Raw genomic sequence first — 15,704 nt, 5'->3', positions numbered from 1 at the left:
ACTCCTGAATCATGGGTGGTGAAGCGTGGGTTCAGTGTGGATGGCCGGGCAGGCCGTGGCATGGCCTAACCCGCAGCCGCGCGCAGCGTTGCTGGCGGTATGGGCGTGGCTGATGGCCGGTGGAGCTCGTCGAGCCCGGCGTTGTCGTAGAGCGCCCGTAGGCGGACATCGGTGAGTTGGGCAATCGGGCCGTCGTAGTAGAGACGCCCTTGCTTCAGCGCGATCGCTCGCTGGCAGTACTCGCGGGCGTACTCGACCTGATGCAGGGTGATCACGACGGTGCGGCCATCTTCTTCGTTGATGCGCTTGAGTATGTCCATGACTTCGCGAGCGCTGCGTGGATCGAGCGAGGCGATCGGCTCGTCGGCGAGAATCAGCTCGGCTTCCTGCATCAAGGCGCGGGCGATGGCGACGCGCTGCATCTGGCCGCCCGAGAGGGTGTTGGCGCGCTGATCGGCGAGTTCCGCGAGGCCGACACGCTGCAGGGCGCGCAGGGCCATGGCTCGCTCCTCGGCGGAGAAACGCCCTAGCAGGGCCCGCCAGCGCGGCATGCGGCCGAGCCGCCCCACCAGCACGTTGGTGAGGACACTGAGACGTCCGGCCAGGTTGAACTGCTGAAAGATATAACCGGTGCGGCAGCGTTCGACGCGGCTGGCGCTAACGAGCTTTCCAGCGCGCTGGATGTCGCGCCCCAGGACATGAACGCAGCAGCTGCGGTGACGGTTGGCGCGGGTGAGCCCGACCAGGTGGCGCATCAGGGTGGACTTGCCCGATCCCGACGGTCCGATGAGTGCGACCCGCTCGCCCTGGCGAATCTCGAAGCCGATCTCCTGCAGGACGGGGTGATGGCCGAACGTCTTGCTGAGCTGATTTACCGCGATGGTGGTCAGCGACATAACGCCTCCTTGATCTGTCAGGCGCTAGTCTGACGTCGCTATATGAAGGTAGGTTGTCTAGACAATTTCGATTCGATGAAAAGATCGCGGGCGATTACGTCGAGCCAGTGGCGGCCCCGATTTCATGGGTAATGAAAATAACGGGTTACGGCAAATGCTATAAATCTGTCATCCAATTGAAAGCGTCGCGTCATAACCGGACCGCTCCAAAGCGGTGCCGTGACATTGCCTCCATCCCCGGACCGTCACGCATCACCGCGGTGATGGCCCCGTGCAAGCAGCTTGCCACGTTGAGTTCAATCGCGAGTGGAGCGCGAAGATGAGGGCCCCTGCTGCTGTGGTAGGCTGGTCTCATGTCAGCCACGCCGTATCCACCGACCCTCCAGACAAGTGCGCTTGAGCGACCATGAGCATCACTCCTTTTCAGGCGTTGGCCTGCCCGCTGGACGATGAGCCGCTGCAGCGAGATGGCAAGGTGTGGCGCTGCGCCCATGGCCACAGTTTCGACGTCGCCCGCCAGGGCTACGTGCACCTGCTGCCGGTGCAGAACAAGCGCTCGCGGGATCCGGGCGACAGCAAGCAGATGGTGGCGGCGCGCCGACGCTTTCTGAATGCCGGCCATTACCGGCCGATCGCCGAGGCGGTCAGCCGGGCCGCGCTGGCGGGGCTGCCGACCGATGCCACGGCCAACTGCCTCGATGCCGGTTGCGGGGAGGGCTATTACCTGCGCGAACTGGCCGATGCCGCCGGCGAGCAACCGCTGGCGCTGCTGGGGCTGGACATCTCCAAGTGGGCAGTGCTCGCCGCCGCCAAGCAGGACAAGCGCGCCAGCTGGGTGGTGGGCAGCAACGCCAGGCTGCCCGTGCAGCCGGGCACGCTGGACCGGCTGCTGTGCCTGTTCGGCTTCCCGGTTTACGGTGAATTCGCCCGTGCGTTGAAGCCGGGCGGCGAGCTATTGCAGGTCGATGCCGGGCCGGATCATTTGCGAGAACTGCGCGAGATCATCTACCCGGCGCTGAAGCCGGAGCGCACGGCCGAACCGCCAGCGCCGGAAGGCTTCATGCCGCTTGCCGCCGAGACGATTCGTTACCCATTGGCGCTCACCGGCGCTGAACGAATCGCCGATCTGCTGGCGATGACCCCGCACCTGTACCGCGCCAGCGCCGAGGGCCGGGCGAGGGCGGCGGCGCTCGACTCGCTGACGGTCAGCGTGGACGTGCGGCTGAAGCGTTTCGTGCGTGATGCGACGGACTGACTGGTCGTCATGAATAGGTATGTCGATAAAGTTCCAAGTAGCGATTTTTGGAGGGTAGTAGGTGTCGGCGACACAGCTCGGCCAGGCGTTGGCGGTCTTCGTCACGAATGGCGTCGATCATGGCTTGATGCTCGTCGCGGGCCTGGACCAGGGAGTCGCGGTCGGTGATGGCGATAAAGCGGATGCCATGAGCCTTCTGGGCGAATTCGTTGATGGTGGCATAGAGGTAAGCGTTCCCACAGACCCGGAACAGGGTGCGGTGAAAGGCGATGTTCATATGAAATACCTGTCGTAGGTCGTGGGCATCCACGGCCTCGCTGTGGCGTCGATGGACCGCTTCCAGTTCTACAAGCCATTCAGAGGGCGCCGGTAGGGGGAGCGCGTTCACCGCGGCCAACTCGAGGATCTCGCGCATGGCGTAGATATCCTCGACTTCTTCCGGTGGAAAGCTCCTGACGAATGCACCCCGGTTTTTGATGCGCTCAGTCAGGCCGATGCTGTCGAGTTGGAAGAGAGCTTGGCGGACGACATGCCGTTTGCAGTCGAAGCGCTCCATCATGGCCTCCTCGACCAGACGCTCACGAGGGTGCAAGCGGCCGAGCACGATGTCCTCTTCCACGGCCGCCACAATGTCATCGACAGCGTTTGCGGGTGTGGAGGTTCGGGGCTCGGCGCCGCGTGAGATGAACGGCTGGACGGTACGGCTCATGATCGCTTTCTCAGCATCCATTGCAGGCAGAGAATGAAAGTGTATCAAGCTCGCCTGCAGGCTTCATGCTACCTCGGTATCCGGCAGGTGGGGTCCGGGCGGCAGGCTCGGAAGTCGCAACCTTGCTCGGCTTGGAGGATCTGCTCCATGAACAGGCGTCGATAGCCCAGCAGTGGAGCGCCATTCTCCTCGGCCTGAAAAATCTGGCGTCGAGCTTCAAGTTCCGCCTCGTCCACCTCTAGGTTCAAACGGTTGTTGGCGACGTCCAGCGAAATGAAATCTCCGTTGCGCACCAATCCCAGCGGGCCGCCCTCGGAGGATTCCGGGGAAACGTGGAGCACGATGGTGCCTGCCGCCGTGCCGCTCATGCGACCGTCTGAGATGCGTACCATATCCTTGACACCCTGAGTGGCGAGCTTCTTGGGTATCGGTATGTAGCCCGCCTCGGGCATGCCCGGCGCTCCTTTTGGCCCGATGTTCTGCAACACCAGCACGTCGTCGGCCTGTACGTCCAGGGCCGGGTCATCGATACGCTTGGCCAGATCCTCCAGCCCTGTGAACACCACGGCGCGGCCGCGGTGCGTCATCAGCTCGGCTGAGGCAGCCGACTGCTTTATGATGGCGCCGGCAGGGGCCAGGTTGCCACGCAATACGGCGATGCCGCCCTGGGCGTAGATGGGATCCTTCCTGGATCGAACGACTTTCTGATTGATGAGATGCACGGCGGCATCGATGTTTTCACCCAGGGTGAGGCCGTTGATGGTCTTGGTTTCCAGATGCAGCAGCGGTTTTAACTCGCGCAGCAGGGTGGGCAGGCCGCCGGCTCGGTGCAGGTCCTCCATATAGCCTTCTCCAGAGGGTTTGAGATCCATCAATACGGGTGTTCCCTGGCTCATGCGATCGAAAGCTTCAAGGTCGATATCGATGCCCAGGCGACCCGCGATGGCGCTCAGGTGAATCAGGGCATTGGTTGAACCTCCCAGCGCGAGCAGTACGCGCAAGGCGTTTTCGAAGGCCTCGGGCGTGAGGATCTGGTCAGGAGTAATGCCGGCATGGGCGAGTGCCACGGCCTGGGCCCCGGATTGCTCGGCGATGCGTTGACGGTCGGCATAGACGGCCGGCGCGGTGGCACTGTTGGGCAGCATCATGCCGAGTGTCTCGGCCAAGCAGGCCATGGTGCTGGCGGTGCCCATCACTGAGCAGGTGCCCACGGTGGGGACCAGCTTGTCGTTGACCTCGTTGATTTCGGCCTCGTCGATGTCCTTGCCGCGATAGGCGGCCCAGTAGCGACGGCAGTCGGTGCAGGCGCCGACACGCACACCACGGTGCGAACCGGCGAGCATGGGGCCGGTGACTACCTGTACCGTCGGGACACCGGCGCTGGCGGCGGCCATCAACTGGGCGGGGACGGTCTTGTCGCAGCCGCCGATCAGCACCACGGCATCCATGGGCTGGGCGCGGATCATCTCCTCAGTATCCAGCGCCATGAGATTGCGCAGGTACATGCTGGTGGGGTTTGCGAAGGATTCGTGAAGGGTAATGGTGGGAAAGTCCACCGGTAGACCACCAGCGAGCATGACGCCGCGCTTCACGCTCTCGACCAACCCCGGGACGTTGCCGTGACAGGCGTTGTAACCGCTGTAGGTATTGGCGATGCCGATAACCGGGCGGGAGAGGGCATCGTCGGTGTAACCCATGCCCTTGATGAAAGCCTTGCGCAGGAATAGCGAGAATTCCGCGTCGCCATAATTGGTCAGACGGTTGGACATGCCCAAGGTGGAGCTCTCGACGGCCGGTACATGACATTCGCTGTCTTTGCCATTGCTGTCGTTGTGGAAATCCTGGCTCATCGCGGTTACCTCAATGTTGTTCGCGGCTTGTCGGAGGGTCCGTTGATACGGCTCTTGAACGCTAGGCTAGGCGGTATAAATCTCATTGACAAGATTATTGACAATCTTGTTGATGGTGGACTACGTTGGATCGTGCAAGCTCGACTTGCACGCCAATGTGCAGCACAACGACAAACAGCACTTGAGGTAAATAACGATGAAAATCCGTGGAGCTTACGCCGCTACTCTTCTATCCACGCTCATGCTTTCCGGAACCGCTCAGGCCGAGTATTCAGCAGCCGATGAGATCAAGGTGCTTCAAGGGTTCAAGGCGGGTGGAGGCAGCGATGCCTTGGCTCAGCTGACCCAGCCGTTTCTGCGGGAGTCTCTGGGCGTAGAATTTGTTAATCAATATCTGCCCGGGGCCACTGGAGCGATCGCCTGGACTCGTCTAACTAAGCAGTCTCCCGAGGATGGCAGTGTCATCAGCATCACCAACACCCCGATGCTGATGACGAACTACATCATGAATGATTCCATCACCTACTCGATCGACGAGCTGACGCCGATCGCCAACGTGGTAACTGACCCGGGCATTATCGTGGTGCCGGAGGATAGCCCCTACAAAACCGTGGAAGATTTCTTCGCCGCAGCCAAGGGGCGTCCCGGTGAGGTCACGGTGGGCAACTCAGGTGTCGGTGGGGATGATTTCTTCTCAACCATCATGATTGAGAAAGCGACCGGCCTGTCCTTCCAAAAGGTGCCTTTCCAAGGCGATGGGCCTTCGGCCACGGCGGCCATGGGCGGCAAGATCGATGCCAGCTTCAACAACCTTGGCAACGTCTATGGCCAGATCCAGTCAGGCAGCCTGCGGCCGCTGGCGGTATTTGCCCGCGAGCGACTGGATATCCTTCCCAATGTACCCACCCTGGTAGAAAAAGATATCGATGTGGTGGCCGGCTCTTCACGAGGTTACAGCGCGCCAGCGGGCATTCCTGATGAAGCTCGCGAGGAGTTGATCGCGGCCTTTGAATCTCTCAAGGAAAATGAAGAGTTCCAGAAGACTGCTCAGGAGCGTGCCTTGAACCTCGATATCCAGACCGGTGACGACTATGGCCAGATGATGCAGGACATGGAAGGGCAGTTCGAAGTTATTTGGGCAGAGGTCAAGGATGAGGTCAACCAGTAAGGTGTCATGCTGGCTGGCAACGACATACGGTGACCGAGAAGGAGTGTGAGATGAATGCAAGTCGTCTGGTCTTGGGAATATTCGCCATTGGCTTGGCAGCTACATTCTATGTCACTGCGCTGGGCTATCCCGATAAGGCGGCAAACATACCCTTGATTTATTCGGTCGTCGTGGCCTTGCTAGGAGTGGCGATGGTAGGCCAGGAGGTGTTCAGCTCTGTACGTCGCCGCCAGGTATCGGCCAATGGAGCAGCACCATCCCACCCCAATGATGCTGCGACAGAGGAGGCACCCGCTAGCGGGCAGACCAGCCAGCGCAAGCCATGGAAGGCTATGCTGGCCTTCCTGCTGGCCGCGCTCTACCTCTATAGCATTTCGGTGTTGGGGTACCTGATCGCCACTGTTGGTTTCATGGTAGTGGCGTTGGCGATGATCGGGCACGTCTCATGGCGCTTCGCAGCAATAGGCATTGTGCTGCTGGTCACGGTTGTGTGTGCGGTTTTCATCGGCTTTTTGGGCCTGCCTGTGCCACTGCTGCCTCCGCTGCTTTCCTCATAACGACACATAGGACACTCATTCCCCGGCTCCGCTTTGCTTAGGAAGGCATCGTAGTGGGTTGGGGGGTGGGCGCCTGACGCCGGCTCCTGGAGTTTAGTCATATGGATAACCTTGTTCTGGTGGGCCTGACCAACGTCATCACGTTCACCAATATTTCTCTGATACTGGGCGGCACTCTGCTAGGGCTTTTCGTAGGGGCCATGCCGGGACTATCTGCAACCATGGCGCTAGCGCTGCTGTTGCCTTTGACCTTCGGTATGGATCCGGCCACGGGGCTCAGTATGCTGGCCTCGCTCTATGTGGGTGCCTCTTATGGTGGCTCGATCGCCGCCATTCTGTTGCGCACACCTGGCACACCTTCGGCTGCAGCTACAGTGCTCGATGGCTTTCCGTTGTCGCAACAGGGCCAGGCCGGGAAGGCGTTGGGGGTCTCGCTCTTCGCTTCTTTCATCGGTGGTCTGATGAGCGGCATCGCGCTGCTTACTGCGGCGCCATTGCTTGGCGTACTGGTGCTCAAGTTCGGCCCGGTCGAGCTGTTCGCGATTGCCGTGCTGGGCATCACAATCATTGGCTCGCTATCACAGGGTTCGGTAGTCAGTGGCCTGCTTTCAGGGACCTTGGGATTACTGGTGAGCACGGTAGGCATGGATCTGGTCACCGGCACGCCGCGGATGACCTTCGGCATCATTAACCTGTTCTCGGGTATCGAGTTCACCGTAGCACTGATCGGGTTGTTCTCGATCCCACAGGCGCTGATATTGATCGAGAATGCCCATGGTACCCAGAAGGTGGCTAGCAAGATCACCGATAGGTTGATTCCGCCTCTTGCCGAAATCCGCCGCTTGCTACCCAATATCTTCCGCTCCGGCGGAATCGGCATTATTACTGGCCTGATCCCGGGTACCGGCGGCGATACCGCCAGCTGGTTCGCCTATAACGAGGCCAAGCGCTTTGCTAAAGATAAGAGCCGCTTTGGCAAGGGTGACATCGCCGGGGTTGCGGCACCTGAAGCCGCTAACAACGCAGTGGTGGGCGGTGCCTTGATTCCAACCATCGCCTTGGGCATTCCTGGCAGTTCTTCTACCGCCATACTGCTGGGTGCGCTGATGGTCCAGGGCATCCTGCCCGGACCGAACCTGCTGACAGACTATGGGGATGTCACCTACACCCTGATCTGGGCGGTGATTTTTGCCAACGTTGGCCTACTGCTGGTGGGGCTGCTGTTCACCCGTCTCTGTGTGAGCGTGACGCGGGTGCCTGACAGTTTTGTGGCCTGCTCCATCATTACGCTGTGCGTGATCGGCGCCTTTGCCATCAACAACAGCCTGTTCGAGGTTGGACTGATGCTGGGCTTCGGGCTGTTCGGTTACTGGATGAACAAGGCCAGCGTATCACCGGCGCCGATGGTGATCGGGCTGATCCTTGGGCCGGTCATGGAGACCAGTTATCAACAATCGATGCTGATCGGACAGGGCAACCTTGGCATCTTCCTGACCAGCCCCATCGCGGTAGTGCTGTTGTGCATCGCCGTCCTCTCGGTGCTGCAGGCCACTCCATTCTTTCGCTGGTTGCGTGTCGCGCTGCGCACCCGTACCCAGGCGGAATGATTCACCTCCCAGACGAGGAATACATCATGACAACGATAACCGATGTGCATGCTCGGACGGTCAATGTGCCGCTGGACAATCCCACGAGCTTTTCCAATCGCCAGGTTCTCAAGCGCGATTACGTGCTGGTCGAAGTGGTGGGCGATGACGGGCATGTGGGCATTGGCTTCTGTTATGGTGGCAACAATGCCGGCTCGCTGGTGGCGAATGCAGTGAGAGAGCTGTTGCGGCCGGTGCTGGTGGGCGGCGACGCCCATGCCACTGAGGCGCTGTGGCAGGCGATGTATCAGGAATCGCTGTTGCACGGCCGCACGGGTTCGGTAATGCGAGCGATCAGTATCCTGGATACCGCGTTATGGGACCGTAATGCGCGGGCAGCGAACCTGCCGCTCTACAAGTATCTGGGCGCAAGTGATACGTACAGCGTGCCGGCCTATGCCAGCGGGGGCTACTACCTGGATGGCAAGTCACCCGAGATGCTCGGTGAGGAGATGGCCGGCTACGCGGCAAAGGGCTTCATGGCGGTAAAGATGAAGGTGGGTCGGGAGGATCTCGCCGGCGAGGAGGCACGACTTGCAGCAGTGCGCGAGGCGGTGGGCCCTAACGTGCAGGTGATGCTTGATGCCAATAATGCCTGGCGGGACCTGCCGTCGGCACTGGCCTTTATGCGTATGGCCGAGCCTTATGATCCGTTCTGGATCGAGGAGCCGTTCAGTCCCGATGATATCGACAACCATCGTCGCTTGGCGGAGCGCACCCCGGTGCCGGTGGCCACCGGCGAGATCGAGGCCGGGCGCTGGCGCTTCAAGGAACTGCTCGACAAGGAGGCGGCAATGATTCTGCAGACCGATGCGGCGGTCTGTGGAGGCATCACCGAGTTTCGACGAATCGCAGCAACGGCTGCCAGTTTCGGGGTGGACGTATATCCCCACTGGTTCCACGACCTGCACGTTCATTTGGTAGCCTCGGCCCCTAACGTGAACATGGTGGAGTTCTTTGCCGACGACCAGGTGCTCAACTTCCGAGGTCTGGTGGATACACAACTGGAGTTCGCCAACGGTCAGCTACTGCTGCCCACCGCACCGGGACTCGGCTTCGGCTTCGACCAGGCCGCGCTGGAGCGCTACGCCATCGAGCCCTGGCACTGATTGACTCAAACACAACAAGGAGAACGTCATGTCTCAATCGTGTGGCGATGTCTGGTCACCGGTGATTACGCCCTTCGGCGCCGCCCTGGCGCCGAACCCCCAACGTTTTGTATCGCACTGCCGGTGGCTCGCCTCGAACGGAGTCGGGTTGGCAGTGTTCGGCACCAACTCCGAGGCCAACTCAATGACGGTGGCGGAGAAACAGGGGTTGCTGGAGGCGCTTGTGGAGGGCGGTGTCGATCCCGTACGTGTGATGCCCGGCACCGGGGACTGTGCGATCGATGACTGCGTGTCGCTGACCCGCGAAGCGGTGGCGGCAGGCTGTGCCGGTGTGCTGATGTTGCCGCCGTTCTATTACAAGGGTGTCAGCGACGAGGGCCTGTTTCGCTACTACAGCGAAGTGATCAACCGTGTTGGGGATTCGCGCCTGCGGATCTATCTCTACCATATTCCGCCCGTCACCCAGGTGCCGCTCTCGCTCAAGCTGATCGAACGTCTGCGTGAAGCATTCCCAGGCGTCATCGCCGGCATCAAGGATAGCGGTGGAGACTGGGCCCACACCCAAGCCCTGGTCGAGCGCTTCGGCGGCGAGGATTTCGCTGTCTATGCCGGCAGCGAACGCTTCCTGCTGGATACCCTGCGGGCAGGTGGGGCTGGCTGCATCAGTGCCACTGCCAACGTCAATCCGGCGGCCATCGTTGAGTTGGCGAGGCGCTGGCAGGAGGACGATGCCGACGAGCGCCAGCAAGGCCTCAATGTCATACGCAACCTGTTCGAAGAGTATCAACTGATACCCGCCATGAAGGCCGCCACGGCTCACTTCTCGGGAGCGAACGAATGGCGGCGCGTGCGTCCGCCGTTGGTCGAGTCGGATGATTCCCAGACCTCCACTCTCGTCTCCGCCCTAGAGGCGCAGGGGTTCCAGATGAAAGGGTTGAAGGGGACGAATCATGGCTGAGGCGCAACGCCAAAGGCGTATCGTTGCCGTACGGCGACTCAGCGAGGACCAGTTGGCGGCGCTTTCTGCGATCGCCGAGGTCGAATACTTTGAGGACGTGAACGAGGCGAACCGTGCCGACTTTCTGTCTGCGTTGTCGCAGGCGCATGGCCTGATCGGAGGCAAGTTGCAGTTCGATGAGGCGATGCTGGTCGAGGCGTCGTCTTTGCAAGTGGTATCGACCATTTCGGTAGGCTATGACCATCTACCTCTCGAGGCGATGAATCGACGTGGCATCCTGCTTTGCAATACGCCGGATGTGCTCACCGAAACCACCGCCGACACGGCCTTCGCGCTGATCATGGCGACCCAGCGGCGTCTGGTGGAGCTGGCCAACCTGGTGCGCGAGGGGGGCTGGCGGTCACATATCGGCCGTGAGCACTTCGGCTTCGACGTACACGGTAAAACGCTGGGGATCGTGGGGGCAGGGCGCATTGGCGCGGCCATTGCACGGCGCGGGGCGCTGGGTTTCGGGATGCCCATACTCTACACAGCGGCTTCATCTAAGCCGGTGCTTGAGCAGGAACTGGGAGCCCAGCGGCGTGACCTCGACGCCCTACTGGCTGAAGCGGATATCGTCTGCTTGAGCGTGCCCTACAACGACGCAACCCATCACCTGATCGACGCCGATGCCCTGGCGCGGATGAAGCCTTCCGCGGCACTGGTCAATGTAGCGAGAGGCAAGGTGGTCGACGAGCCGGCGCTGATCGAGGCCCTGCGCTGCGGTAGGATTCGTGCGGCAGGGCTCGATGTCTTCGCCGAGGAGCCGCTGCCTGCCGACTCGCCATTGGCGACCATGGACAATGTTGTGACCACGCCGCACATCGGCTCGGCGACCCATGAAACCCGCGAAGCCATGGCACAACTGGCGGTCGATAACTTGGTGGGGGCACTGGCCGGCAGCGGCCCGCTTACCGCCGTCAATGAGGATGCCTGGCGGCGGACTGTCGCTGAAGCCAAGGGGGTATGATGTCTCGTCGTCTGGAACACATCCTGAGCCTCGACGATTTCGAGCGGGCGGCTCGGCGACATTTGCCACGGCCGCTCTTCGGTTACGTGGCCAGTGTGGCCGAGGACGGCGGTACCGCACGAGCCAGCCGGGAGTCCTTCGATAAGTACGCGTTTCTGCCGCGGGCGTTGGTGAACGTTTCCCAGGTGTCCACCGGAACCGAGCTCTTCGGACACCGCTACGCCTATCCTTTCGGCATCGCCCCCATGGGCATTAGTGCCCTGACTGCCTATCGCGGCGATCGTGTACTGGCGCGGGCGGCGGCCGATGCCGGGATCCCCATGATCGTCAGCGGAACCTCGCTGATTCCCATGGAGGCGCTGGCGGGGCCGGACGGCTCGGACTGGTTCCAGGCCTACCTGCCCGGGAGCCCCGAGGAGATCGACGCCTTGCTGGCGCGCGTCGAGCGGGCCGGATTCAGCAAGCTGGTGATCACCGTGGATTACGCGGTGCCACCCAATCCAGAAAACCATCGACGCGCCGGCTTTTCATCGCCGCTGAGGCCCAGTCTGCGCCTGGCCCGGGACGGCCTGGTGCGACCGCGGTGGCTATTCGGCACCTTCCTGAAGACTTTATGGCATCACGGTGTGCCGCACTTCGAGAACAACGCTGCGACCCGCGGCGTGCCGGTGCTGGCGAAAAACGTCAATCGTGATTTCTCGGGCCGCCGCCATCTCGACTGGTCGACCCTTGAGCGGGTTCGGGCGCGCTGGAAGGGGGCCTTGGTGGTAAAGGGCATCCTGCATCCCGAGGATGCACGGCGTGCTGTGAACGCCGGGGCAGATGGCTTGATTGTCTCCAACCATGGCGGTCGTCAGCTCGATGACACCGTGGCACCGCTGACCATGCTGCCCGAGGTATTGGCGGCGGTAGAGGGGGCTGTGCCGGTGATGATCGACGGTAGCTTCCGCCGTGGCAGCCAGGTGCTCAAGGCTCTTTCGTTGGGAGCCAGCTTCGTGTTTGTGGGGCGGCCCTTCAACTACGCGGCCAGCATCGCTGGCGAAGCCGGCGTGGAGAGGGCCGTTTCGCTGCTTGGCGCCGAAATAGAACGCAACATGGCCTTGTTGGGCGTAACAGGTGTGGAAGAATTGACTGCCGATCTGTTACGGCGACATTGACCTATGCCCAGCAAGAGATGGCCTCTGTTGTCACGGCATCGGCGTGTTAATCTGCCCCGCCCCGTTTTCGAATAACGAACGCCGTGAAAACCGATAGCCGTCTTTCCCGCATGCTTTACGTGCTGCAGCACATGGCACGCCAGGAGCGTCCCATCAGCTCCGAGCAGATCGGGACGATGCTGGACACCAACGCCGCCGTGGTGCGGCGGACCCTGGCAGGGCTGCGCAAGGCCGGCTACGTACGCGCCGAGAAGGGCCGCAACGGCGGCTGGCGGATCGGCTGCGACCTGAATCGCGTCACGCTGCTGGGCGTCCCCTGCGCCGAGATGCCCAGGCGCGGCGAAGATGACGTACCCAAGGGGCGAGCCTGGCCGGTTGCCCCGCCCGTGAAGAGCCTCTACCGTAACCAGCGTCGTTGGTTGAGGTAGCTCTGGTGACCGCTCGCGCCATCCTTTACCTATGTGTCGTCGTCCTGCTGTTTGCCGGCAACCTGCTGGTGGGCAAGCTGGCCACGGCCAGCCTGCCGCCGCTGACGCTGGCCCTGGCGCGAATGCTGGTGGCCTTCATTGCCGTGTCGGCGCTCTTCGGCCGAGCGGCATGGCAGCAGCGCGAGGCGCTGCGTCGGCAGGCCAGGGCGTTGACGGCGATGGCGATCACCGGGATGGCGCTGTTCAACGCGACCCTCTACTCCGCACTGCGAACGACCGAGTCCACCAACGTGGCGGTGCTGGAGAGCATGATTCCGGCGGTGACGGCGCTGGTCATGGCGCTGTTCTTCCGCGAACGGCTGGGCGGCGTGAAATGGGCGGGCATCGTCATGTCGGCGTTTGGCGCGGCCTGGGTGGTCACGGACGGCGAGCCGCTGGGTATCCTGCAGCGTCTTCAGGTCGGCGATGCCTTCGTGGGCGGCGCCGTCGCTTCCTGGGTGCTCTACATGCTGGCGGTTCGTCGCTGGCTGGGGCGGATTCCCTTCTACGCCTCGCTGGTGCCGATGACCGGTATTGCGGTGGCGTGTCTCGCCCCGCTGTCGCTGCTGGAAAACTGGTTGCTGGATACCAAGTGGCATCTCGATGGCCAGGCGCTGGCGGCGATGCTGTATCTGGGGATCGGGCCTTCGCTGATCGCGCTGGTCTGCTACAACCGCGCCTTGCTGCTGGTCGGCCCGAGCCGCACCGCGACCTCGCTCAATCTGTTGCCGGTGGCGACCATGCTTCTGGGTTATTGGCTGCTGGGTACGCCCATCACGCCCAGCCAGATCGTCGGCGCGGCAGTGACGATCGTGGGTGTTTCGCTGGTCACGCTCAATCTGCCGCGAGGCTGGTAAAGGGCAAGCGCGGAGCGGCCGTGCCAGGACGCGTTTCAGTCGTCGCTCAATTTCCGCGAGGCGGGAGTGACGCGCTTCGTCGAGGTGGCCTGGCGGCTGGTGCCGAAGCGTGCGGCGTGCCGCCTCGCACCGCGCAGTCGACCCCTTCGGCGATCAGGTCGACGAGCCGGTCGCCGCTGGTGACGACCAGTTCCAGGCGAGGGTAGCGAGCGTGGAAGTCATCGATGCGCGGCAGCACGATCCGGCTGGCGTGAATGCCGTGGAGTTCGACGCGCAATACACCGGCGGGATTGCTCGCCACCGGTTGCAGGATCGCTTCGGCGTCCTAGAGTTCCGCCAAAAGCTGCACACAACGCTCATGGTACGCCGCGCCTTCCGATGTCGGACGCACTGGAGAAACGCCAATACTCTCATGGCGCACGTTGGTAAGTGCTGTTCATTCCCGCTTTCAATCCGTGCTACGGAGACATCGAATCATGACCCACGCTACGCAGAAAGTCGCCCTGGTGACCGGCGCCTCTCGCGGTATCGGCCGCGCCATCGCACAAAAGCTCGCCGCCGACGGCTTTGCCGTGGTGGTCAACTATGCAGGCAGCGCTTCCCTCGCCGAGCAGGCCGTGGCCGATATCGAGGCCAATGGCGGCCGGGCGCTGGCGGTTCAGGCCGACATCGCCGACCCGGATGCGGTGGAGCGCTTGTTCGCGCAGGCGCTGGAGACGTTCGGGCGGCTCGACGTGGTGGTCAACAATGCCGGCATCCTGCAGATGGCAAGGATCACTACCGACAATGTCGGGCTTCTCGACAAGACGCTTTTGACTAACCTGCGCGGCAGCTGGCTGGTGATGGCGAAAGCCGCCGAAGTGCTCGAGGAGGGCGGCCGCATCATCGCGCTCTCTTCCTCGGTGCTGGGGAAATCGTTCCCCGGGTACGGCGCCTATATCGCCAGCAAGGCCGGCGTCGAGGGGCTGGTGAAGGTGCTGGCCAACGAGCTGCGTGGCCGGAAGATCGCGGTCAATGGCGTGGCGCCGGGGCCGGTGGCCACCGAGCTGTTCTTCACCGGCAAGAGCGAGGAGCAGGTCCAGTCGATCGCCAACCTGGCGCCGTTCGAGCGTCTGGGTCAGCCCGATGAAATCGCCGATGCCGTGGCGTTTCTGGCCGGGCCGCAGGGCGGCTGGGTCAATGGCCAGATCCTGCGCGTCAACGGCGGCATGGTCTGAAACCGATCTTTTCGAGGATAGAAACAATGCCATTTGCCAACTACAAGTTTCCCGAGGGCATCCTGGATCACGCCCGCAAGGAAGAGATCGTCCACCGCACCACCGACCTGTTCGTCGAGTATTTCGGCGAGGCGGTGCGCCCCTACACCATGGTGCTGGTGGAGGAGGTCGCCGATGGAGGCTGGGGGCGCGCCGATGAAATTCTGACGCTGGAGAAGATGGGGCTGCCTCCCGGCAGAACGTGACCGGCTGCAGGACGAGCCCACGCCGCCGGTCGCGACCGGCGGCGTTTGCGTGGACCCGCCTGGCTGAGATTGCTGAAATGTATGCTGCCCATGGGGACGCGAGGCCATGCGCGCTAGACTCATGGCTGTCTCCGTTTCCGCTACCATGGGTTGATGGCATGAACGACAAGGATATTTCCAGTCTCTATCGGGGCTACATCGCGTGTCTCAACGAACGCGACTGGTCGAATCTAGGTGCGTTCGTCGATGACGACGTGCGTCACAATGGCCGGCGAATCGGGCTCTCGGGTTACCGCGAGATGCTGGAAACGGATTGTTCGGAAATCCCCGACCTTCGTTTCGAGATTCAACTGCTGATCGCCGATGCGCAGGGCGTCGCGAGCCGCTTGAGCTTTCACTGCACACCCCAGGGACACTTCCTCGGCCTGCCGGTGAACGGCAAGAAAGTGCGCTTCACCGAGAATGTCTTCTACGCCTTCGAGAACGGAAAGATCGCCGAGGTCTGGTCGATAATCGACAAACAGGCGATCGAGGCTCAGCTCTGAGGATGGCGCGAAGCCAGGCGCGACGTTCAGGCTGAAATGTCTCAGGCTTCAATCCAGGA

Annotated in this window: 17 protein-coding genes; 13 read left to right on the top strand and 4 right to left on the bottom strand. The window is 62.1% G+C overall.

Translation table 11 applies throughout. From position 1 onward, the window contains the following. Positions 1–65: 65 nt before the first annotated feature. The gene (gene phnC / locus HALZIN_RS0109990; protein ID WP_031384078.1) at positions 66–896 is read right to left on the bottom strand and encodes a phosphonate ABC transporter ATP-binding protein; all 831 of its coding nucleotides are present in this window, start codon (positions 894–896) and stop codon (positions 66–68) included. Positions 897–1,302: 406 nt separating this feature from the next. Here phnC and HALZIN_RS0109985 point away from each other — a divergent pair, with 406 nt between their 5' ends. After that, positions 1,303–2,151 carry a putative RNA methyltransferase gene (locus HALZIN_RS0109985; protein WP_031384077.1) on the top strand — a complete coding sequence of 283 codons (849 nt, stop codon included), beginning with the start codon at positions 1,303–1,305 and terminating at the stop codon, positions 2,149–2,151. Between the two features lie 7 nt (positions 2,152–2,158). Here HALZIN_RS0109985 and HALZIN_RS0109980 read toward each other — a convergent pair whose 3' ends face one another. Beyond that, positions 2,159–2,860, bottom strand: coding sequence for a GntR family transcriptional regulator (locus HALZIN_RS0109980; RefSeq protein WP_031384076.1), 702 nt, complete (start codon positions 2,858–2,860; stop codon positions 2,159–2,161). Between the two features lie 68 nt (positions 2,861–2,928). Further along, the gene (locus HALZIN_RS0109975; RefSeq protein ID WP_084173484.1) at positions 2,929–4,710 is read right to left on the bottom strand and encodes an IlvD/Edd family dehydratase; all 1,782 of its coding nucleotides are present in this window, start codon (positions 4,708–4,710) and stop codon (positions 2,929–2,931) included. A gap of 196 nt (positions 4,711–4,906) precedes the next feature. On the opposite strand from HALZIN_RS0109975, the gene HALZIN_RS0109970 reads away from it, so the two are divergent. From HALZIN_RS0109970 to HALZIN_RS0109930, 9 genes are all read left to right on the top strand, one after another. Further along, positions 4,907–5,878, top strand: coding sequence for a tripartite tricarboxylate transporter substrate binding protein (locus tag HALZIN_RS0109970; protein ID WP_031384074.1), 972 nt, complete (start codon positions 4,907–4,909; stop codon positions 5,876–5,878). Between the two features lie 50 nt (positions 5,879–5,928). After that, positions 5,929–6,435 carry a tripartite tricarboxylate transporter TctB family protein gene (locus HALZIN_RS0109965; protein ID WP_031384073.1) on the top strand — a complete coding sequence of 169 codons (507 nt, stop codon included), beginning with the start codon at positions 5,929–5,931 and terminating at the stop codon, positions 6,433–6,435. 101 nt (positions 6,436–6,536) lie between these two features. Beyond that, entirely contained in the window at positions 6,537–8,042 is a 1,506-nt protein-coding gene (locus HALZIN_RS0109960; RefSeq protein WP_031384072.1) for a tripartite tricarboxylate transporter permease, read from the top strand. A gap of 26 nt (positions 8,043–8,068) precedes the next feature. Continuing rightward, positions 8,069–9,190 (top strand): mandelate racemase/muconate lactonizing enzyme family protein, encoded by a 1,122-nt coding sequence (locus HALZIN_RS0109955; protein WP_031384071.1) that lies wholly within the window; start codon positions 8,069–8,071, stop codon positions 9,188–9,190. A 28-nt stretch (positions 9,191–9,218) separates the two neighbouring features. Continuing rightward, positions 9,219–10,148: a dihydrodipicolinate synthase family protein gene (locus tag HALZIN_RS0109950; protein ID WP_031384070.1), complete on the top strand. Its 930-nt coding sequence runs from the start codon at positions 9,219–9,221 to the stop codon at positions 10,146–10,148. After that, a complete protein-coding gene (locus HALZIN_RS0109945) occupies positions 10,141–11,157 on the top strand; it encodes a 2-hydroxyacid dehydrogenase (RefSeq protein ID WP_031384069.1) in 1,017 nt (338 codons plus the stop codon). The genes HALZIN_RS0109950 and HALZIN_RS0109945 overlap by 8 nt, the downstream gene beginning before the upstream one ends. Then, on the top strand, positions 11,157–12,314 hold the full coding sequence (locus tag HALZIN_RS0109940; protein WP_236254977.1) for an alpha-hydroxy acid oxidase: 1,158 nt from the start codon (positions 11,157–11,159) through the stop codon (positions 12,312–12,314). Before HALZIN_RS0109945 ends, HALZIN_RS0109940 begins: the two co-directional genes overlap by 1 nt. A gap of 83 nt (positions 12,315–12,397) precedes the next feature. Next, the gene (locus tag HALZIN_RS17510) at positions 12,398–12,742 is read left to right on the top strand and encodes an Rrf2 family transcriptional regulator (RefSeq protein WP_084173482.1); all 345 of its coding nucleotides are present in this window, start codon (positions 12,398–12,400) and stop codon (positions 12,740–12,742) included. Positions 12,743–12,747: 5 nt separating this feature from the next. After that, on the top strand, positions 12,748–13,638 hold the full coding sequence (locus HALZIN_RS0109930) for a DMT family transporter (RefSeq protein ID WP_051907461.1): 891 nt from the start codon (positions 12,748–12,750) through the stop codon (positions 13,636–13,638). A gap of 46 nt (positions 13,639–13,684) precedes the next feature. Here HALZIN_RS0109930 and HALZIN_RS17505 read toward each other — a convergent pair whose 3' ends face one another. Continuing rightward, positions 13,685–13,939: a LysR substrate-binding domain-containing protein gene (locus tag HALZIN_RS17505; RefSeq protein ID WP_236254976.1), complete on the bottom strand. Its 255-nt coding sequence runs from the start codon at positions 13,937–13,939 to the stop codon at positions 13,685–13,687. 175 nt (positions 13,940–14,114) lie between these two features. Here HALZIN_RS17505 and HALZIN_RS0109925 point away from each other — a divergent pair, with 175 nt between their 5' ends. The 3 genes from HALZIN_RS0109925 (at position 14,115) to HALZIN_RS0109915 (ending at position 15,645) form a co-directional block, all read left to right on the top strand. Then, positions 14,115–14,855 carry an SDR family oxidoreductase gene (locus HALZIN_RS0109925; RefSeq protein ID WP_031384065.1) on the top strand — a complete coding sequence of 247 codons (741 nt, stop codon included), beginning with the start codon at positions 14,115–14,117 and terminating at the stop codon, positions 14,853–14,855. Positions 14,856–14,881: 26 nt separating this feature from the next. Beyond that, positions 14,882–15,100: a tautomerase family protein gene (locus HALZIN_RS0109920; protein WP_031384064.1), complete on the top strand. Its 219-nt coding sequence runs from the start codon at positions 14,882–14,884 to the stop codon at positions 15,098–15,100. Positions 15,101–15,258: 158 nt separating this feature from the next. Continuing rightward, positions 15,259–15,645 carry an ester cyclase gene (locus tag HALZIN_RS0109915; RefSeq protein WP_031384063.1) on the top strand — a complete coding sequence of 129 codons (387 nt, stop codon included), beginning with the start codon at positions 15,259–15,261 and terminating at the stop codon, positions 15,643–15,645. Positions 15,646–15,704: the final 59 nt, after the last annotated feature.

Origin of the sequence: Halomonas zincidurans B6, assembly GCF_000731955.1 — a bacterium.
GTDB lineage: Bacteria > Pseudomonadota > Gammaproteobacteria > Pseudomonadales > Halomonadaceae > Modicisalibacter > Modicisalibacter zincidurans.
Note: the sequence above shows the minus strand (reverse complement) of the source record. Positions and strands in the feature narration are given on the sequence as shown.